This window comes from Treponema sp. OMZ 840, assembly GCF_050937815.1.
GTDB lineage: Bacteria > Spirochaetota > Spirochaetia > Treponematales > Treponemataceae > Treponema_C.
Genome location: NZ_JACDIJ010000009.1, coordinates 46,435 through 65,738, shown reverse-complemented (window position 1 = coordinate 65,738; position 19,304 = coordinate 46,435). Strand labels below are relative to the sequence as shown.

General features: G+C 44.0%; 18 protein-coding genes and 1 pseudogene. 1 reads left to right on the top strand and 18 read right to left on the bottom strand.

Annotated elements, in window-relative coordinates; all coding sequences use genetic code 11:
* Positions 1–13: 13 nt before the first annotated feature.
* From H0R92_RS10880 to rpe, 14 genes and pseudogenes are all read right to left on the bottom strand, one after another.
* Complete coding sequence (locus H0R92_RS10880) at positions 14–685, bottom strand: hypothetical protein (protein ID WP_432964527.1); 672 nt, start codon at positions 683–685, stop codon at positions 14–16.
* A gap of 47 nt (positions 686–732) precedes the next feature.
* A complete protein-coding gene (locus tag H0R92_RS10875) occupies positions 733–1,458 on the bottom strand; it encodes a hypothetical protein (protein WP_432964524.1) in 726 nt (241 codons plus the stop codon).
* A 17-nt stretch (positions 1,459–1,475) separates the two neighbouring features.
* Positions 1,476–2,147: a tetratricopeptide repeat protein gene (locus H0R92_RS10870; protein WP_432964521.1), complete on the bottom strand. Its 672-nt coding sequence runs from the start codon at positions 2,145–2,147 to the stop codon at positions 1,476–1,478.
* A 22-nt stretch (positions 2,148–2,169) separates the two neighbouring features.
* Entirely contained in the window at positions 2,170–3,690 is a 1,521-nt protein-coding gene (locus H0R92_RS10865; RefSeq protein ID WP_432964518.1) for a sigma-54 interaction domain-containing protein, read from the bottom strand.
* Between the two features lie 19 nt (positions 3,691–3,709).
* Positions 3,710–6,070, bottom strand: a pseudogene (gene rpsA, locus H0R92_RS10860) (30S ribosomal protein S1).
* Positions 6,071–6,137: 67 nt separating this feature from the next.
* Positions 6,138–6,938 carry a pseudouridine synthase gene (locus H0R92_RS10855; protein WP_432964515.1) on the bottom strand — a complete coding sequence of 267 codons (801 nt, stop codon included), beginning with the start codon at positions 6,936–6,938 and terminating at the stop codon, positions 6,138–6,140.
* Positions 6,922–7,461, bottom strand: a complete 540-nt coding sequence (gene scpB, locus H0R92_RS10850) for an SMC-Scp complex subunit ScpB (RefSeq protein WP_432964512.1) — start codon at positions 7,459–7,461, stop codon at positions 6,922–6,924. The genes H0R92_RS10855 and scpB overlap by 17 nt, the downstream gene beginning before the upstream one ends.
* Positions 7,462–7,487: 26 nt before the next feature.
* A complete protein-coding gene (locus H0R92_RS10845; RefSeq protein ID WP_432964509.1) occupies positions 7,488–8,234 on the bottom strand; it encodes a segregation and condensation protein A in 747 nt (248 codons plus the stop codon).
* 23 nt (positions 8,235–8,257) lie between these two features.
* The gene (gene folK, locus H0R92_RS10840) at positions 8,258–8,782 is read right to left on the bottom strand and encodes a 2-amino-4-hydroxy-6-hydroxymethyldihydropteridine diphosphokinase (RefSeq protein WP_432964506.1); all 525 of its coding nucleotides are present in this window, start codon (positions 8,780–8,782) and stop codon (positions 8,258–8,260) included.
* A 3-nt stretch (positions 8,783–8,785) separates the two neighbouring features.
* Positions 8,786–9,955: a recombinase RecA gene (gene recA / locus H0R92_RS10835; protein WP_432964503.1), complete on the bottom strand. Its 1,170-nt coding sequence runs from the start codon at positions 9,953–9,955 to the stop codon at positions 8,786–8,788.
* A gap of 101 nt (positions 9,956–10,056) precedes the next feature.
* Positions 10,057–11,148: a tetratricopeptide repeat protein gene (locus H0R92_RS10830; RefSeq protein WP_432964500.1), complete on the bottom strand. Its 1,092-nt coding sequence runs from the start codon at positions 11,146–11,148 to the stop codon at positions 10,057–10,059.
* A 4-nt stretch (positions 11,149–11,152) separates the two neighbouring features.
* Complete coding sequence (locus tag H0R92_RS10825) at positions 11,153–12,178, bottom strand: hypothetical protein (protein ID WP_432964496.1); 1,026 nt, start codon at positions 12,176–12,178, stop codon at positions 11,153–11,155.
* Between the two features lies 1 nt (position 12,179).
* Positions 12,180–13,190 (bottom strand): tetratricopeptide repeat protein, encoded by a 1,011-nt coding sequence (locus H0R92_RS10820; RefSeq protein WP_432964493.1) that lies wholly within the window; start codon positions 13,188–13,190, stop codon positions 12,180–12,182.
* Positions 13,187–13,828: a ribulose-phosphate 3-epimerase gene (gene rpe, locus H0R92_RS10815; protein WP_432964490.1), complete on the bottom strand. Its 642-nt coding sequence runs from the start codon at positions 13,826–13,828 to the stop codon at positions 13,187–13,189. The genes H0R92_RS10820 and rpe overlap by 4 nt, the downstream gene beginning before the upstream one ends.
* A 188-nt stretch (positions 13,829–14,016) precedes the next feature.
* Here rpe and H0R92_RS10810 point away from each other — a divergent pair, with 188 nt between their 5' ends.
* A complete protein-coding gene (locus H0R92_RS10810; RefSeq protein WP_432964487.1) occupies positions 14,017–14,742 on the top strand; it encodes a GntR family transcriptional regulator in 726 nt (241 codons plus the stop codon).
* Here H0R92_RS10810 and H0R92_RS10805 read toward each other — a convergent pair.
* From H0R92_RS10805 to H0R92_RS10790, 4 genes are read right to left on the bottom strand one after another with little or no spacing between them, the layout of a single operon-like run.
* Complete coding sequence (locus H0R92_RS10805) at positions 14,736–15,317, bottom strand: flavodoxin family protein (protein WP_432964484.1); 582 nt, start codon at positions 15,315–15,317, stop codon at positions 14,736–14,738. The genes H0R92_RS10810 and H0R92_RS10805 overlap by 7 nt on opposite strands.
* A gap of 33 nt (positions 15,318–15,350) precedes the next feature.
* On the bottom strand, positions 15,351–16,922 hold the full coding sequence (locus H0R92_RS10800; protein ID WP_432964481.1) for a hypothetical protein: 1,572 nt from the start codon (positions 16,920–16,922) through the stop codon (positions 15,351–15,353).
* A gap of 11 nt (positions 16,923–16,933) precedes the next feature.
* Entirely contained in the window at positions 16,934–17,860 is a 927-nt protein-coding gene (locus H0R92_RS10795; protein WP_432964478.1) for a RibD family protein, read from the bottom strand.
* Positions 17,853–19,304, bottom strand: a complete 1,452-nt coding sequence (locus H0R92_RS10790; protein ID WP_432964475.1) for a xylulokinase — start codon at positions 19,302–19,304, stop codon at positions 17,853–17,855. Before H0R92_RS10790 ends, H0R92_RS10795 begins: the two co-directional genes overlap by 8 nt.

Genomic DNA, 19,304 nt, shown 5'->3' with positions numbered 1-19,304 from the left:
AATTACTGCTTTTTTACAAACGAATTGCAATACCCGCTTTTACGTTAAAACTGTTTGCAACCAAACTTTTTATTACCGAAGCTTTTAACTGTCCGTCGTCAAATTTACGCACGGTTTTAAGCGGTAAAAAATACACAGTGTCGGCTACTCCCATATATAAGCCCAAAAAAGAAAGCGGATAACAGGAAAGCAAAGCATTTACACCTGTTCCGAAAATAATATCAGTGCGTGTGTATTCGTTTCCGGATATCTTTATAGCAAGATTCCGTGCGTTAAATCCCAGAGCGCCGCCCAGAAAAACAGTCACCGGTTTGTTCCTAAAAAAGGTATAGCCGGCTCCGGACTGTATATCCAAAACATATGCACCGGAATTAACCAAAGCAGCACTTAAATTACCTGTATTCAGTATATCACTAAAATCGTTTTTTGCAAAGCAAATTTGCATCATTGTGTAAAAATAATGCGCACGTATATCGACCGACAAAGCAGGCCCCGTGATTTTTTCACGTACTATGCCGGTTTTCATACCCGACCAGGACGGAGAAGTATGTGCGGCACTCGGATCCAGTTTATTTTGCAAAAAATAGTGCGTATAGGCGGCACCGGCAGAAAAGGTTACCTTATTCCCGGCATACAGTAAAACGGTAAAAGAAAAAACAAAAAAAACGACTGCAAGCTTTTTCATACTTTTATTATCGACTGTAATCGTAATATAAAAAAGCAAAAATATCCTTATTCTTTTTTAAATGCCAAAAAACCGAGCGGCAATACTTTACTTACCGATCGTGTCCATGTAGAAGAAAGCAGCCCGACGGAAACGGCATACGCATTTACATACCAATAACCGCTTTCGTTTCCTGAAAAATCAAAATCGCTATCGGTTTGAAGGGGCGGCTGCGGATTCGGCGCAGACGGTATAAGGTCGAACGATATATCTTTATTGCGAAGTACGGGCTCAAAGGTCAGCGTACCGTCCAAAAAAACGCCGCCCGTATACGCTTCTTCATCGGCTAAGCGTATAACAACCCTATGCGCCCCTTCTATAAGCAAATCCTGATTTTTCCCGCCGTCTTTAATTCGAAGCGGTGTGTAATATAAGCTTTTCATTTTAAAAAAACCGTTGCCGGCAACATCCGTATTTGCGGCATTAACGGCTTTTGCATCCTGCTGTAATTTTTCCACGGAATTGTAAATACGGTAGTATACTTCCGTACCGGGGGCTATAAAACCCGCACCGTTGTTCGCCTCCGTTGAAAACTCGAATTTACGGCTTTCGCTGCCGTGTACCGGCGGCTGCGGAATCGTTACACCGTCGGCGGGATTTTGCGCAATTGCGCCGTACGGCGGTTTTATTTCATAAAAAGTTTCCAAGCCGCAGCAGGTATATAAGCCTATAAAACACAGCGGCACAAAAAGTAAAAACCGCCGTATTTTATTTTTTACCGTACCTTCCGACATAAAACCGTTTTAATTCCCTATTCGATTTTCCCCGAAGCACGCAGTGCAATTACGCGGCTTTTACCTAAATCGGCCCAATCGGTTCCGCTGTAAGAATCGTTAAGTTTTTGATAATATTCGGCCGCTTGCGCATAATTACTGCGGCTTTCTTCTATACGTCCGGCATTAAACAATGCGCGGGAAACAAGAGGAAAGTCGGCGTTTTGCGAAGCCGTCGTAAAATACAACACCGCTTTTTCCGAATCTCCCATTTCGTCGCTGCACACGGCCGCATTGTAAAAACAAAGGGGCGCCGTATAGGATTTTTTTTGGGATTCCGCCGCCAAAAGCCAATAGGTTCGGGATTCTTCCCAATTTTTATCTTTAAATGCGATATCGGCGGCCAGCATTGCGGCACGGGTGCGCACAATACCCGACGATTTTTCGGCAAGAGCTTTTAATCCGGCACTGATTTCATTTTTTTTGTCCTCATTGCCGTTTTCCGCATCTTGAATTTTATTGTACTCGAATTCCAAAGCATCGAATTTTATAAGACCGGCTTTTTTTTGTGCCGATAAAACGGACAATACTATACCCGTTGCAAGAGCTGCGGCAAAAATAAAAATAAGCAATCCGATAATCGGCTTTCTATACGATACGATAAAGCCGCCGATATAATCACTTAGGGTCTTTTTTTCGGTTTGTTCCATACTAACTCCTGTAGTCCTGTACTCAGCGTATTGCAAGCTCATGCATCAAACGCGAAACATAGGTACGCTGAACATCAAGCACCTTTGCAGCCTCCGTTTGGTTCCATCCCGTTTGCTCCAATACTCTTGTAACATATTGTTTTTTAAAATAATACAACGCATTCTTTAATGATATATTCGCATGTTCGGCTTCCGAAAAACCGCAAATACCGCTTGAAATTTCGGGACAATTCAATCTGAGATCCGAAGCCTCTATCAGCGGCGGCTTTCCCAGCACGCAGGCGCGCTCTATGGAATTCTCCAATTCACGGATATTACCCGGCCATGTATAGGTATACAGCAAATGCAGTGCATCACGCGAAAAACCGGTAAAATTCTTCTTTGTTTCCGTGCTGAATTTTTTCCTGAAGAATTCGGCAAGCGGCTCAATATCGCCGCGCCTGCGCCGCAGCGGAGGCACCGTTATCGGCAATACATTAAGCCTAAAATATAAATCGGATCGGAATGTGCCTTCTTTTATCATTGCTTCCAAATCGCGGTTTGTAGCGGCGATAATCCGCACATCCACCGAAATCGTTTTACTTGAACCGACCTTTTCAAAACTGCGGCTTTGAATAACGCGCAAAAGCTTTGCCTGTAAATTAAAAGGCAACTCCCCTATTTCGTCCAAAAACAGGGTACCGCCGTTTGCAGTTTCAAAACGGCCGATAGAATCGGATACGGCATCGGTAAAGGCGCCGCGCACATGACCGAACAGTTCGCTTTCAAGCAACTGCTCGGATAAAGCGGCACAATTGACGCGCACAAAGGGCTTGTCGGCTCTGGCGCTTTTTAAGTGTATGCGCTCGGCAAACAGTTCTTTGCCCACCCCGCTTTCGCCTAAAAGAAGAACGGAAGAATTCGTTTCCGCTATTTGTTCTATTACTTTTAACAAATCCAAAACCGACTCATCGGCGGCGATAAAGCGGTGAAAATCGCTTCCTTCTGAAATAGCGGATTCAAGTTCGCGTATTTCTGCGCGGGCTTGACGGTAAGCCGATGCATTTTGATATGCAATACCGGCTTGCACGCTTAACAGCTCCAAGATATCAAGATCGCCGCGGTTAAAGGGAATGCCGGCATCCTTATTCAAAAGCTCAATAACACCGATACAGGCATTTTTAAAACGCAGGGGAACGGCAATCATGGTTTTGGTTACGTAACCGGTTTTTTCCTGCACCGCGCCGAAAAAACGCGGATCGCTGAGCACATCGTTTATAATTAGAGATTCGTTATTTTCGACTACCCAGCCTGCAATACTGCCTTTTACGGCAACCGGAATTTCACGGGCTTGAATGCCTGCAGGTCCCAAAGCCACCCTAAACTTGAGCGTATCGGCATTTTCCACAAACAAAAGTGAAGATGCTTCGCATTTAACAAGACGCATTGCCGATTCAAGAATGTGCACAAGCAATGCGTCCAAATCGAAATAACTTCCGTTTATACGGGCGTTGATTTCAACGAGAGTATTGAGTTTTTCTACGTCAATAGCGTTCGACGTCATATCAACAACCCGCAAAAAATCAATTTTGTTTGTTTTTTAACAAATCACCCAAAGTAAAAGCATCTCCGTCGTCGTCATCCGCTGCAGACATATAATGCGAAATTTCATCACGCTGCATTTTCTTTTTTAATTCTTTAACGGAAAAAGCGGCTTTTTGCTTTTCGGGATTTATTTCAACAACATATACATTGATTTTATCGCCGACATTATATTTTTTCAGTGCGTCTTCGTAACTTTCTTCCTTGTTTTCGGTAAGATTCGCTTTATTTACCAAGCCTTCAATATCGCCTTCTACACGGACAAAAAGACCGAAATCGGTAATCGAAACGATTTCACCCTCAATGACCGAACCGGAAGGATGAGCGTCCGCAAAGGGTTTCCACGGATCCTCGGTTAAATGCTTGACGCTTAAGCGGATTCTTCTGTTTTCAGGATCGTTTTCGGTAACGATAACTTCAATTTCCTGATCCACCGACAATTCGCTGCCCGGATGCTTAACCTTCTTTTTCCACGAAAGGTCTTCGGACGGCAAAAATCCGTCGATACCTTCTTCAAGTTCGACAAAGGCGCCGGCATTGGTCAATTTGACGACTTTACGCGTTAAACGCTTGCCGACAGGATAGTTTTCGGCGATATTGTCCCAAGGATTGTCCGTTACCTGCTTTAAGCCCAACGACACGCGGCCGGCTTGAATATCGTAACCTAAAATCATACATTCGACTTCATCGCCGACTTTAACCACATCGGAGGGTTTGTTGATTTTGCGTACCCACGAGAATTCGCTGATATGCACAAGACCTTCAATGCCTTCTTCAAGTTCGATAAAGGCGCCGAAATCGGCCAATTTTGTTACATGGCCTTTTACTATATCGTTAACATGATATTTGTCTTCAAAATGCAGCCAAGGATCTTCGGTAAAATGCTTCAAGGATAAGTTGATTCTCTTTTCGGCCGGATCCAAGCGGATAACTTTCAGCGTAATTTCCTGTCCCTTTTTTACAAAGTCCTTCGGCCGGGTTACATGGCCCCAGCTCATGTCATTTATATGCAATAATCCGTCAAACCCGCCCAAATCGATAAAGGCGCCGAAACTGGTAAAGCTTTTTACTTCACCCTTTACCGTATCTCCGATGGACATTGTATTAAAAAACTCGTCGCGTTTTTTTTCTACGGTTTCTTCAAGATATTTGCGTCTGTTTACAACCACATTCGCTTTATTGTCGGAATACAAGCGTTCTACATAGAATTTGCTTTTTTCTCCGATAAGCTTTTCCGGTTTTTCAACCTTTTGACAATCCGACTGGCTTATCGGCAAAAACGCGCGTATATCGCTGCCGAGATTGACTTCAAAACCGCCTTTTACGGCTTTTTCGATGGTACCTTCTACCGGCGTTTTATCCTGAAACGCTTGGCGCAGGTTTTTCCAAAGCTGTTTTACGTCGGCCTTTTGTTTCGAAACAATCACTTCGCCGTGCTTGTTCTCTTTTGCAATAAGAACAACACTTACCGTATCTCCGACTTTCGGCAATTCCGAAAACTCCGATGTCGGGATTTTTCCTTCCGATTTGTATCCGACGTCTACAAATACCTGATCGGGAGTTACCTGTATAACGGTACCGTCTACAAGCTGTCCTTCTTCAAGCGTTTCAAGACTTTTAAGATACTCTTCCTGTAATTGTGTCTGAATGTTCTCCGTGGAGTTGCGGGATTCATCCATTGTCACTTCCGTCTGTTCCATATTAAACCCTTATATGTTGATTTTATCAGTTATTATCGCACAAACCTGCTCAATGGTCAAGTGTGTTGTATCAATATAATATGCGTCTTCGGCTCTTTTTAAAGCCCCCTCACTCTTCGATTTATCGATTGCATCGCGTTTTATTATCGCTTCCTTTATTTGTTCGAGGCTCAAATTGCTTACGCCCTGTTTAAAACGGCGTTCGGCCTGCGCATCGATTGAAGCGTCGAGGTAAAACTTATATTCGGCATCGGGGAACACAACCGTAGTCATATCCCTGCCCTCGCAGACAAAACTTAAAGACTTTGTAATACCGCGCAGTTTTTCGTTTACAATATGCCTGAGCGGTACAATGCAGGACACTTGGGCGGCATGGGCGTCTACGGCATCGGAACGGAGAAGGTCGTCCACATCTTCGCCGTTTAAAATAAGGCGTTCGTTTACGTAGTCCAGTTTTAAAGCGCCTGCGCACTCAAGTACCGCCTGTTCGTCGCTTAAATCGACATTGGCGCGTAAAAGAGCAAGGGTGATACCGCGGTAAAAACTGCCCGAATTTAAAAACGCAATACCCATTTTTTTTGCAATAAGCTTTGCTATCGTACTTTTTCCGGTTCCCGCAGGACCGTCAATCGCTATAACCATAATTTTTTGCCGTTGAAGCGGGCGGCGCTATTTTAACCGCAATCTTCAACATTACTCCCATAAAAAGTCAATATGCGCTTAAAAGGCGGCATTCGTTTTCCGTCAATTCCCTAAAAGCACCTTCGGCCAAATTATCCATACGCACAGAGCCGATACGGATGCGCGTAAGAGAGCGTATCGGTATTTCAAAGTGTTCAAATACCCGCCTGATTTCGCGGTTTTTTCCTTCTACAAGGACAATTTTAACCGTTCGGGCCGAAATTACCTCGGCTGTACGGCACTTATAAAAAATGCCTTCGATACGGATTCCTTTTTGAAAGCGCTCGGCCAATTCGGCGGGAACGGGAACGGTTGTTTTTACAATATATTCTTTTTCAATACCCGATGAGGGATGCGAAAGCCGTTTTGCAAATTCGCCGTCGTTTGTAAAAATAATCAAGCCCGAAGAAAACATATCCAGCCTTCCGACATTATACAATCGCTCGGAAAAGTGCGGCGCCAAAAGAGAAGCGGCCGTTTTACGCCCCTTTTCGTCGGCCATTGAACACACGTAACCTGCGGGCTTATGCAGCAATATATAAAGTCGGCGCGATTCGGGGCGCATTATAACACCGTCAAGGCGTACTTCGTCGGTTTCGCACACCTTGGTGCCGGCTGCGCTAACGATTTTTCCGTTAACGCTTACCCTTCCCTCCGCTATAAAAACTTCGCATGCCCTGCGGCTTGCCGCCCCGCAGCGTGCAAGGTAAAGCTGAAGCCGTATCGGAGCGGCGGAATGCGGGGAATCGGCCGGTGAAGATTCGGCACAAGGCGCTGAAGGTGAGCGGAAACAGCCGGAAGTATTTTGATTTTTACCGCGCAAGTTCAAAACGCTCGCTTTCCGTTTCGTCGAGTTTGGGCAAATCGGCAATACTGTTTAATCTGAAAAACTTTAGAAATTCCTTAGTTGTGCCGTATTGGGAAGGTTTTCCGGGAATGTCTTTTTTTCCGACTTCTTTAATTAAACTGCGTTCGGCCAACAGGCGTATCATATTGTCCGCTGAAACGCCGCGGATAGCTTCTATTTCGCCGCGGGTTATCGGCTGGGAATAGGCGATAATCGATAAGGTTTCCATGGCGGCGCGCGAAAGTTTGCCCTCGTTTTTTTTACCGTAGCGGTCGCGCAAAAACGACCATAATTCTTTTTTCGGCGTAATAACCCAGCCGCCCGATATTTGCGCCAATTCAATGCCGGAATCTTCGGCGGCATACCGTTTCTGTAAACGCTTTACCGCCGAGATAACAACCTCTTTCGATAAATCGGTGATGCGCGCAAGGGTTTCCGCATTTAAAGGTTCTCCTTCAAGATAAAATACCGCTTCGATAAGCGCCGTTTCTTTGTCAAAATCCACTCATTAACTCCGCTTTACAAGCTCTTTTATGCGGCTTGTACAGGTCTTATTTTTATATCTCCGAACATACGGTTTTGATAGATACAAGCCGTTTTAAATTTCACGGCTTCCAATATTGCCATAAAAGCGCATACAATGTCCATAATGTTTCCCTTGCGCACCACCAAATCCGTAAAAAAACATTCGCCCTTATTTTCAAAAAATTCGTTCATAAGAGCTATTTTTTCGCTGACCGAAATTTCTTCGTACATGCTCATAATTTGTTCGTGCGAATAAGTGCTTACAAGGCGCGAAAAGGTTTTCATAAGTGCCCATGTATCGATTTTTTCCCACAACTCGTCTTCTTCAAAAGGAAGGACACGCTGAATTTTTTTGCGCTCCAAAGTCCATTCCGATTCCTGTTCTTTTTCTTCCATAAGAACAGACAGCTTTTTAAATTTTTGGTACTCAATCAATTTTTCAACCAACTCTTTACGCGGGTCTTCCATATCTTCATCCGAAAGATCCGTTTCAACGGGAAGCAGCATACGGGATTTTATGTACAGCAAATCCGCCGCAGTCGAATAAAAATCGGTCACCCGTTCCAAATCCGTTGTAACCGCATAATCAAGGTATTCCAAAAACTGTTCCGTTATTTCTCCGATGGGAATGTCATAAATATTCACTTCGTTTTTTTTAATTAAAAAAAGCAATAAATCAAGCGGCCCCTCAAATTGTTCCAGCCTGAAAATAGTCGCTTGTCCGCTTTCCGCTTGCCTTACATCTTCGTCCACACAAACCTCCTGCACATCGCCTTTTAAAGCTTAAAAGAACCGCACAATTTTCGTACGCCGTCTTGACCGCTTTGTTCCAAGCAGCGTTCATAAAAAGCTCTGTCTTTAATGTCGGCAAAAAAAGGAAGAATCTCGAGTAAGGGAACAAGAATAAAAGGACGTTCGTAAAGTAAGGGATGAGGAATCGTCAAACGTTCCGTTTTTATTTTTAAATTCGAAAACAATTCAATGTCGATATCCAAGGTGCGCGGACCGAAACGCCGTTCTTTATCGCGGCAGCGTCCGTAATCGGCTTCAATTTTTTGGACGGCATTCAAAAGTTCAAGCGGGCTGCCTTGAAAAAAACCGGCGGCCGCCATATTGTAAAAATTGCTTTGTTCTTTTAGATACATCGGTTCGGTTTCGTACACCGAAGAAAAACGGATATCCGATAAAATATACGACAAAGCGCGGCATGCTTTTTCCAAAATTTCACAGGGCTTTAAAATAATAGAACCCGATTCCAATGGACAATTTGAACCGAGTCCGAGCACAACCGCGTTTTTCATCTTTTAAAACAAATCTCCGTTTCCGCCCGTAACGGGTGCCGCGGCAGATGAAGCGGCCGACGATACGGCGCCGTTTCCGCCCGCAATCGAAGCTGCTTTAGCGGAAGAAGCAGGCTTTGCTTCTTTTTTTACCAGCACTTGCCCCGGAAAAAGTTTTTCGCGTATTTTCTTTTCGATATCGGCGGCAAAATCCGCATTTTGGGTTAAAAAAGCTATGGCGTTTTCTCTTCCCTGCCCGAGTTTTTCTTCACCGCTTGTATACCATGCGCCTTTTTTATCTATAAATCCGTGGCGTACCGCCGAATCGAGCAAACTCGAAACCGCCGAAATACCCTTACCGAACATAATGTCCAGTTCGACTTTTCTAAACGGCGGGGCGACTTTATTTTTTACGACTTTTACGCGCACACGGTTTCCGACGGCGTCTTCTTCGCCCTTTACGTCAATCGATTCTATACGGCGTACTTCGAGGCGCACGGACGAGTAAAATTTAAGCGCATTACCGCCGGTAGTGGTTTCCGGATTGCCGAACATAACGCCGATTTTCATACGGATTTGGTTTATAAAGATGAGAAGAGTTTTAGACTTGCCGATAATGGCGGTCAATTTACGCAAAGCTTGGCTCATAAGACGCGCTTGAAGTCCCATATGAGAATCGCCCATATCGCCTTCGATTTCGGCTTGCGGGGTAAGGGCGGCAACAGAGTCTACAACAATAACGTCTACGGCGCCGGAACGCACCAAACTTTCGGCTATTTCCAAAGCTTGCTCACCCGTATCCGGCTGAGATACCCACAGTTCATCGATATTAACGCCCAAACTTTTTGCATACACCGGATCCAGTGCGTGTTCGGCGTCTATAAAAGCCGCAATGCCGCCCATTTTTTGCGCTTCGGCGATAGCGTGGAGCGTAAGGGTGGTTTTACCCGACGATTCGGGACCGTATACTTCGATGACACGTCCTTTGGGATAACCGCCTATACCTAAAGCTTCATCCAATAAAATCGAACCGCTGGGAATAACGTCAATCCCGGCCGCATTTGCCGCAGTTCCCAATTTCATCAAAGAACCTTGTCCGAATTGTTTTTCAATTTGAAGCCGTGCAGCTTCAAGAGCTTGCAATTTTCCCTGCGTATCGGTTGCCGCAGGTATTTCATTCATTATCTTTGCCATGATTATATCTCCTCATATATATTATAGGTGTTACCGCGCAAAAAACGGCGCCGTTTTTTAAAAATTCTTTTTAACTCCAAAACGTCGGTTTTTAGAGGTTCCTATTTTTCCGGAAGCGGCTGATGTACCGATTTTCCCTGCAAAATAAGTTTTCCGTTTTCGCTGCCCACCTTTGCAAGTACCGTAACCGGTAAAGCCGTATCGATTTCCACCGGCTGCTTTAAAACAAGGGGCACGATTCCTTCCATGCGTTCCATAGTATCATAACCGATAAGAAAATCACAGCGGTATTCGCTTGGAGTTTGCACGGTATTGGTTACCCTGCCCGCCCATACAATCCAACAGCCCATATACAGCCAAGGTTCGGCATGGATTTGCGCATAGGTGTATATATCGGTAACGGTATCGAATCCCGGTTCGGTTAAATAGTCCATAAGTAAACGCGCTTTTTGTCTGATTGCCGCCGAAGCGTTTGAATTCAATATACGATTGATTTCCACTTGAGCCGCATTATCGCGGTATTTTTGGAAAAAAAGCTGCGCATCGGCATAGGCTTTTTCAAGTTCTTTTTTTGTTAAAACGCAGCGGAACACCGAAGAAGCGGTATCCTGAACAAGAGCATTTTGCTTTTCATCCACAGTAAGGGCAAAAGATGAAAGATCCGCTCTGTCGTTTTTAGGCAAAAAGGCGGATTTGAACATAAAAAATGCTCCGGCCGAAACAAAAACAACCGCCGCAATAAAAACCGACATACCGTATATAAGGGCCGGGCGGACGCCCAACGGCGGATACAAGCGCTTTATTTTTCCGCTGCGCACATAATGCACAAGGTTTTCGGGATTGCTGTTTTTCTTTATAAAGTTAAGCGCATTTTTTGCGGTGCGATTTTCGCTGTCGTACTCTTGAGCTTCAAGGTAATATTCAACGGCTTTATTTATTTCTCCGCGGCGCAAAAAAAGTACGGCCAAGGCATTTATAAGGCGCGGGTCGGTCATCTTAAGGTTACGCGCTTTTTTATAATAAAGTTCGGCACCGCCTATATCTCCGACATATAAACAAGCGGTTCCCAGCATGTAGTGAAAATAAAAAGATTCCCGATAATCTATAATCATCGGTTCCAAAAGATTTATCACTTCCGAAAAACGCCGGGAAGCAAGCAAACGTTCGGCCTTTTTTAAAGTATCGGATTGCATGATTTTATCGTCCGGATCTTAAAAGCACCGCATCTATTTCGGCATTAAGCCTTAAGATTTCTTCACGATCGACGGAATCGGGATTCGCTTCCAATTCACGTACCCGGGCAATGAGAAAACGTATATATGCATCTTCAAGCGCGGGATCTTTACCTGATGACGGAGAAGCGTATAACAAAGAGTCGGCGCTTGCACCTGTGGGACTTTGCAGGGCCTGCAATTCGGGAAGTGCGCTTTGCTTTGCATCGGTGGCGATATAAAACCGGATATCCGTTTTTTCATGCGGCTGAAGGTATTTCGGTTCCCAAAAAACCGAAAGGGCCGAATTATTGTAGGAAGTAATCGAGTCGAATTTCCGCTCGGGAACAAAGCGCGGTGCCCATACGGGGATGCCCAATACATCTTTATTTGCAATCGCAAGGGTTTGAATTTTCGTTATTCCCTCGCCCCATAAAAGCAAACGCATGGAAACGTCGCCGTTTGACGATTGTATCCAGCGGTCCCGGCTCATGTCGGTAAAAAAACATTCCGAATCAATAGAATCGCGCACAGCGGTCGAAAAATGTTTTCCGGAAGTTTCACCGAGCCATGTATCAAAGAATACCCGAAGTCCCGTCAATCGGCGTTCTTCCCCGATATTTTCAAGGGCAACATCAATGCGGACACTGTCGTTTTCTTTTTCGTCCGAAGCAAAAAAACTGAATAAAACGGTACAGCTGTATTTATTTTTAAGAGTAAACACTAATTGCGCTCCGCTGCCCGTTTCGGAGGATTTGATATGCATACCGCCGCTTCTGGTCAGTTTTTGAACATTTTTACCGGACAATACATAAAAACCGGAATTGACGGTATAGCGTTTCGAATCAAGTAAAGAAATATAGTCCCCCTGATTGTTTCGGCGGTATAAAAAAACCGTACCGTCATAATCTTCAATCACAAGGCGCAGCTTTCCGCTTTTTATATCGACATCCGCAAACAGGTTATAAAAAAGCGCCGACAGCGTAATACAAATATATATATAACGTTTCATGTTAAAATCCCCCCTGAGGATTGAGCAATTTTTCAAGCTTTTGCGCTTTTTGTTTTAATTCGGCAATCATTGCATCGTATTCGGACGAAGGGGCGGCCTCTTTGCTTTGATCCTGAGCGGCTACGGGAGGCGCAAGTGCGGCACGGGCAGTTTCAACCGCTTCGGCAGCTTCGGTACTTAATCGGTCGTTTGTTAAAAGCAATTCTTTTACTTGCAAATTCAGCGCCGCATTTTGCCGCTGAGATTCTTCATATGCGTTTTGTAACATTTCCACCTGTTCTTCAAGCTTTTGAACCTTGCGCTTTAATTGTATTGTTTCTTCGCTTTGAAGTACTTTGTTTTGACGTTCATAATCTTCACGCGCAGCGGCGGCTTCTTCTCCGGTAACGCGGAGCAAGTACAATAATTTTTCTTCGCGTTCACGCTGCTTTAAAAGCTCCAAACGGTACATGCTTTCGGCATATTTTTGACTTTCCGGATATTCGTCAACGACGCGCTTATAAAGGGGACGGGCTTTACCGTATTCATACAGGCGGTACAGGGATTCGGCCGTCCAAAACAAAGCGGAGGGTATTAACGTATGACCGGGATATTGCGATATAAAGGATGAAAAGCCTTTTGCAGCATCCTCATATAATTCCAAGCCGAAGCGGGCCAATTGCGTTTGATATTCTACATGCGGAATATACGGACTGAGAGGAAAGCGGCGTTTAAAAATATCGGCATCGCGGATAACGGCATAATAATCGTTTACGTTCATTTCGGACAAAATCATTAACAGCCATATTTCTTCCGACGACGTATGCCGAACCCCTGCCGCTTTTCGCAAAAAAAACAATGCATTCGACCAGTCTTTATTTTTATACGCTTCCAAGCCGTACACCAAATCTTCGCCGTAGCGATAACCGGCGCTTGCAAGAGCGGCAGGCTCTGCAGTATCCGTATCCGCAAAGGCATAAGGACATAAAAGGCAAAACAAAATACATAACGAAAACAGTGACTTTATTTTCATTTTATGTGCTTCTCCCATTGCAAAGTTCCGTCGAAAAATGCCGAACCGGAAACAATTACGTCAACACCGGTTTGGGCAACATGCTCGACGTTGTTTCCGTTTACACCGCCGTCTACGGAAACAAGGTAGGAATACCCTTTTTCTTCGCGGATACGAACGAGGGCCGAAATCTTATCCAAACAAAGCGGAATCAATTGTTGACCGCCGAAGCCCGGATTAACCGACATTACAAGCACCAAATCCGTATAAGGAAGCAGCGCTTCAAGTGCACTGACGGGAGTTGAAGGCACAATGCTTACCCCCGCTTTTTTCCCCAGTGCATGAATCTGCTCTATTAAACGGTGGCTGTGTATAACGTTTTCCCAATGAAAGGTAAGAAAATCCGCACCGGCTTTTGCAAAAGATTCGATATGGCGTTCGGGATTGTTTATCATAAGATGCACATCAAAGGGCAGCTTTGTCAAAGAACGCAACGCACCGACTACCGGCTGGCCGAAAGAAATATTCGGCACAAACGAACCGTCCATAATATCAACGTGTATCCAACCGGCGCCGCCGTCTTCCATTTTTTTAAAAGAAGATGCAAGGTCGGTAAAATCGGCCGACAAAATCGACGGCGCAAGCAAAGGCTTTTTCATATATATATAGTAGCAAACAAGTTAAATTATGTAAATGGGTGAAATCGCTTTTCAATTGACGCGCAAAGGATGCGCGGTATAAAAAAGGTAAAAGAACGCAGCTTGTATCTTCGCTGTAATTTTGGTAAACTATTTAAATACGGAAGCCAAAATTAACGTATATAATTCAACCGATTTAGAGGCACTATATGTTAGATTTAAAGAACAATAGTTCTCCTTTATACATGCAAATTACCCAATACTTTATAAATAAAATTCATTCGGGAGTTTTTAAACCCGGCGATAAGCTTCCGTCCGAAGAACTTTTGGCCGAACAGTTGGGCGTTTCCAGAATGACGGTGAACAAAGCAATCCGTGACTTAACGATAAAGGGTCTTGTAACCCGCATTCCCGGAGCGGGAACATTCGTCAATTCCATACGCTATGAAGGCAATGCAAGTCACTTTTTCGGGTTTATGGATTATATGACCGACAAAGGCTTTACCTGTACATCGCAAGTTATTAAACAAAGCGTATGTATACCGCCGAAGCATATTGCCGAAATCCTTGAATTGGATGCCACAGATGAGGTATATGAAATATCCCGTTTAAGGCAGGTAAACAACTTGCCTATGGTTTTACAAACGGCGTATATTAATGCACATAAGGTGCATAATTTACTTGAAGCGGATTTTACAACAGATTCTTTATATCACAAAATTTATGAAATAACCGGACACCGGGTTGCTTCGGCGGTTGACCGCATAGAAGCTATTCCCTGCCCGTCCCATTTGGCAAAAAAACTGCACGTAAAATCGAATTTTCCTTTATTGTATATAACACGTATCGGTTCTTTGGATACCGGAGAAAAAATCGAATTAACGTACAGCTGGTACCGTTCGGATCAATATATTTTGGAAGTAAAATATCAATAAGAAAAAGATTTTTCCGAAACCATGCCGTTTATACGCTGTGCGGTACGTCGGACTTCGGCAAGTACATCAAGCTGTGTATCGGCGGCATTGCAATCCGTTTGATATGCATAAATCGAACCGAGCGTTTTTGTATTTGTATGATCAAAAATAAAATTAACCGCCCCGTCCGACAATAATTCCATATTAACCCATTTGCCGCCGGTCGTCATAAGCAGGCAGCCGACCTTAGGCGATAAGGTATCGGGTATATTTCTTTTTCCGTTTTTATATGGCCAATACCGCTGCAACCTTGTCGCCAAGGTAAACAAAGGCGCGGATACAATGCCGAAATGCATCGGGGATGCAACGATGAACACATCGGCATTTTCCATGTCATTACAAAAAGATTCCATATCGTCTTTTATCGAACATCCCGGCTTTTTAAAACAGTATTTGCAATCAATACACGCACCGATTTTCATATCATATGCATTGTATTGTTTTATTTCACCGTTCAGTTCGCTTGTCATTTCACGTATTAAAGCCGCCGTATGTCCGTTTTTATGCGGAGATCCGTTTATAATAACCGTTTTCATACCTTTGCCCTTGTTTACCTTTACCGTTTTACCTTATTCTTCCGTATCGGCGTTCAGCGGTTTAACGATAAATTTCAAGCCGAAAAATACCGCTGCAAAAACAAGATAAATGACCGTATACAGCGGGCTGACGTTAAAACCGACAGCCGGCGCATGAATAAGTCCGAAAAAGGCGCTTAGGGCTGCAATAACAAAGCTTATTGCAGCACCGACCCATTTTCTGTCGATAATAAAGCATAATGCGGAAACGAAGATAATCGCTATAAGCATGGAACCCTGAGCAAGCGTTTCAAAACCTTGCGCCAATCCCGCTCCGGCAAGTTCCGCGCTTGTAACGTTAACAGCGGACACATCAAAGTTCAATCCCGCAGCTTGTAATCCCGCTCCTATTGCGGCCTTTGTTCCGCCTATGGCATTGCCGACCTTGCCCCAAATCAATTCAAAAATCGGAATTGCAACCCCCAAGGCCATTGCCGGATAATACTTCTTTTCGTTTACTTCAAAAGCTTGTGCAGCCGAATTCATACCGGCAAAAATAATCAATACAACGGTTGCCGCCGAGGGTAAAACGGCTGTCGCAATTGCGACAAGACCGGTTAAACATAAGATAAAGTATATCAAGCCTACATAGGTTGTATATGCGGGGCCGGCTTTGGCTTTTTTCCATGCCGGATGTCCCCAATAACAGCCGATAATAAACGGATTTCCCAAAATCGCTCCGATAATATTGGTAATACCGACACCGAGTAGAACAGTGCGTCTGTTATAATGGTCGTCGCCCGCTTCGGCTTGTTCAATCGCCTGTATTGCGGCTATAACATCGGCAAAGGCAAAGGCTAATACCATCGGAAGGTATTTTACCGCAGCTTTAAATGCTTCGGCGGATAAAAATGCAAATTGCGGTAAGGGAAAATAAAAACCGACCGTTTCAAAGGATTTTTGCAGGGCTTGGCCGTCCATATTTTTGCTTACCCACGCAATAATCGTTGCAACGCCGATACCCAAAACGGCGGGCGAAAGACCTTTGATTTGTATTTTTCCCAAATACATCGTTAAAAGGATAAAAAGAGCGGGCAAAATTATAATAGGTTTTGAAAAACCGTCGGCTAAGGTTGCAATAACAAGCCATGCAAGCGCACCGCCGGCTAAAGAACTGAAAACCGCCGCACTCGGCATTTTTTTTAGCAATTTATCGACAATAAACGCACACAAAATATTAAACACCGAGTGAAAAATATTAGCCCATAACCCGACATGCCAGGCCAGCATAAAATCGCCGGTCGCCATATAGGTCGGCATCATAATTGCAAAAAGCCAAATAAAAAAGGTTCCTGCAGCAATACCGCCGGGCAAAGCGGTTATCGATTTATTACCGGTTTTTTCACCTGTTTTTCGCGCTAACACCGTGTTCCAGCCCAAAAAAATGAGCGCCGTCAAACCTATTGCCGCAACAAGTTTTCCGAATACAAATTCCGACGGCATTTTGAGTACACCCATCAACACGCTTGCACCGATAATTATTTTCGAAAATCCATCGAAAAACACACCTACCGCGGCATCGACATCTCCTTTAAAAAACCACGGTATCTTTTTTTCATTACTCATGAAAAACCTCCTCATATAATATCGTCATACATAAATTGATATCTACCAAACGTAAAAAATTCATTGTAAATATCAAACGACAACAATTTCATGTGCGGATGTACATCCGCTTTAAATCCCTTTGTATGTTTGCCGAAAACCATCGTATCGTTTCCGCCTACATAAATACCGGAACGGTTAAGGAAAAACTCATCCATCATTCCTTGTGTTATAAGGTAATGCGCATATCCCGGAGCTTCGATTAAAAGAAGTTTTATGCCGTTTTTCCGTAAAAAATGCATTATTTCTTTTACGTCGGTAAGAGCGTCCGTGCCGCTTATAAAAACCGGCAGTTCTTTTTCCGCTTTAAACAAATCGCAGGGAGTATCTTTTTCCAATAACTTATACGGTATTTTTAAATGCGCTTTTATATGCGCATATCCCTTAGGCGAAGTAACCAACAAGCGCGGCACGGTACTTTGCTTAAGCAGTTCATGTTCCAAAGGAACATCGGTACAATCAAGCGACATAATAATATTAAGCGGATGTTCGTGAAGACCGGCGGAAATTCTGTCACGCTGTAAATCGTCATCCAAAACGGTCATAAGATAATCCGCATCCGTTGCCATGGAATTTCCGCCTATAAGTGCGGCATCGGCAACACAACGAAGTGCATTTAACATCCAAAAATCGGCGGTCGAACCGTTTCCCGCATACATATTTTTTGCCGCAATATAAAACGCACTCGGTTTATCGTTAAAGGCGAGCCGTCCGTCAACCGAATTGACAAACGACGCAATCGTATACGGTCTTGTATCGTTTATTGGCGGAAAACACAGATTTTCGCCCCGCACACGGCATATTTTTTCCGAAGGAACGGGAATATGTGTAAACGAATGTAAGGTTTCCGAGCGGAAGCAGGGTTTCAGTGCAATATCCTGAGCTGAAAATTTATTCATACAATCCCCTTTTTGCAAAAAGACCGTTTATTTTTTCCAATTGTTCGCTCATTTCGTAGTAAATCGGTGCGATTTTTTTATAACAAGCGCTTAACGATGCATCAACTTCAACGGTAAAACTGTCGCTAAACCAGGTATCGGTAAGACGATTAAAATCGTCTATAAGGCCGGCGGATAAACCGGCAAGAAAGGCGATACCTATTGCGGTGGAACTTTTGGGATTTACCGTAACGGGCCGATCCAAAACGGCGGCCATTATTTTTAATACGGTTTTACTTTTTGCACCGCCGCCGAAGATATTTATTTGTTTAACGGGGCCCTTCAACCCTTCGATATTGCGGCGTATATTCCATGCAATACCTTCAATAACGGCCCTATATATGGAACAATAATCGTGGCTGCCGCTTAAACCTAAAAGGTGTTCGGCATCAAGACTGAAAAAACTTTTGTCCGTTTGCATTTTATAATGCGGAAAATACCATAAATTATCGGCACCCGCAGGTTTTGCCTCAAGAGCTTGCTCCAATTTTTCCCAATCATTGACTGCAAAAATCGAACGCCAATGATTTACCGTTTCGCCGTAGGAGGCAATCCGTCCGATAAATTGGGCTTTTCCGGGACCGTAATGCGGAATATTAATATAATGTTTCGGCGAACCTTCAGCATACAATATGGTTGCCGATGTTCCCAAATAAATCATCAGGTGATTTTTATCTTGGGCGCCGCCGCCTAAAATCGACGAAAAAGTATCCCCCACTCCGACGATAACTTGTGCCTGCGGGTTTATGCCCAATCGGTCGGCAACGTCTTTACAAACCGTTCCAGCAATATGATTGGCGGGAAACATATCGGGAAAAATCGATTCGGGCAAACCTAATTTTCGAATTACATCAAAATTCCAATTTAACGACTGTTCGTCAAACACACCGCCTACCATATATGCGGTATCATAATCGATTGCGGCTTTTTTTGTCAGACGGTATACCAGGTAATTGTGAGGCGCCATTATTTTGTAAATCTTTTTAAAAACGTCTTTTCGGTTATCGGCAAGCCACTTGATTTTCGGAAGCATAAAGGCATGAGAAATCGGAGATTCGAGCACGGTATTTAGGTACTCAAGTTCCCGAAAAGCCCGTACATCGGTATGCAATATGGCAGGCTCAAGAGGTTCGCCTTGAGTATCGACGGCGCACAAGGCCGGAATAAGGCCGGTAATTCCTATTGCGCCGATGCCGCGCGGATACTGCGGATTGATTGAAGCAAAATAAAAAACGGCTTGGCAAAACTCATCCCACCACAGACTCATATTTTCTTCTTGCCATCCGGGATTTTTAATTTGAATATCATGTTGACGGGAAAATTCCGCATATATTTTTCCGTTACAATCGGTCAATATTGCTTTTGAAGCGGTTGTTCCGATATCAAAGCCTAAAATATATGACAT

What these genes read in the sequence shown, in the direction of transcription:
- H0R92_RS10820 (WP_432964493.1), bottom strand. Translation starts at nt 13,190, where the DNA reads ATGAAAATAAAGTCACTGTTTTCGTTATGTATTTTGTTTTGCCTTTTA.
- H0R92_RS10880 (WP_432964527.1), bottom strand. Translation starts at nt 685, where the DNA reads ATGAAAAAGCTTGCAGTCGTTTTTTTTGTTTTTTCTTTTACCGTTTTA.
- H0R92_RS10865 (WP_432964518.1), bottom strand. Translation starts at nt 3,690, where the DNA reads ATGACGTCGAACGCTATTGACGTAGAAAAACTCAATACTCTCGTTGAA.
- H0R92_RS10805 (WP_432964484.1), bottom strand. Translation starts at nt 15,317, where the DNA reads ATGAAAACGGTTATTATAAACGGATCTCCGCATAAAAACGGACATACG.
- H0R92_RS10795 (WP_432964478.1), bottom strand. Translation starts at nt 17,860, where the DNA reads ATGAATAAATTTTCAGCTCAGGATATTGCACTGAAACCCTGCTTCCGC.
- H0R92_RS10800 (WP_432964481.1), bottom strand. Translation starts at nt 16,922, where the DNA reads ATGAGTAATGAAAAAAAGATACCGTGGTTTTTTAAAGGAGATGTCGAT.
- H0R92_RS10875 (WP_432964524.1), bottom strand. Translation starts at nt 1,458, where the DNA reads ATGTCGGAAGGTACGGTAAAAAATAAAATACGGCGGTTTTTACTTTTT.
- H0R92_RS10870 (WP_432964521.1), bottom strand. Translation starts at nt 2,147, where the DNA reads ATGGAACAAACCGAAAAAAAGACCCTAAGTGATTATATCGGCGGCTTT.
- recA (WP_432964503.1), bottom strand. Translation starts at nt 9,955, where the DNA reads ATGGCAAAGATAATGAATGAAATACCTGCGGCAACCGATACGCAGGGA.
- folK (WP_432964506.1), bottom strand. Translation starts at nt 8,782, where the DNA reads ATGAAAAACGCGGTTGTGCTCGGACTCGGTTCAAATTGTCCATTGGAA.
- H0R92_RS10825 (WP_432964496.1), bottom strand. Translation starts at nt 12,178, where the DNA reads ATGAAACGTTATATATATATTTGTATTACGCTGTCGGCGCTTTTTTAT.
- rpe (WP_432964490.1), bottom strand. Translation starts at nt 13,828, where the DNA reads ATGAAAAAGCCTTTGCTTGCGCCGTCGATTTTGTCGGCCGATTTTACC.
- H0R92_RS10790 (WP_432964475.1), bottom strand. Translation starts at nt 19,304, where the DNA reads ATGTCATATATTTTAGGCTTTGATATCGGAACAACCGCTTCAAAAGCA.
- H0R92_RS10810 (WP_432964487.1), top strand. Translation starts at nt 14,017, where the DNA reads ATGTTAGATTTAAAGAACAATAGTTCTCCTTTATACATGCAAATTACC.
- H0R92_RS10830 (WP_432964500.1), bottom strand. Translation starts at nt 11,148, where the DNA reads ATGCAATCCGATACTTTAAAAAAGGCCGAACGTTTGCTTGCTTCCCGG.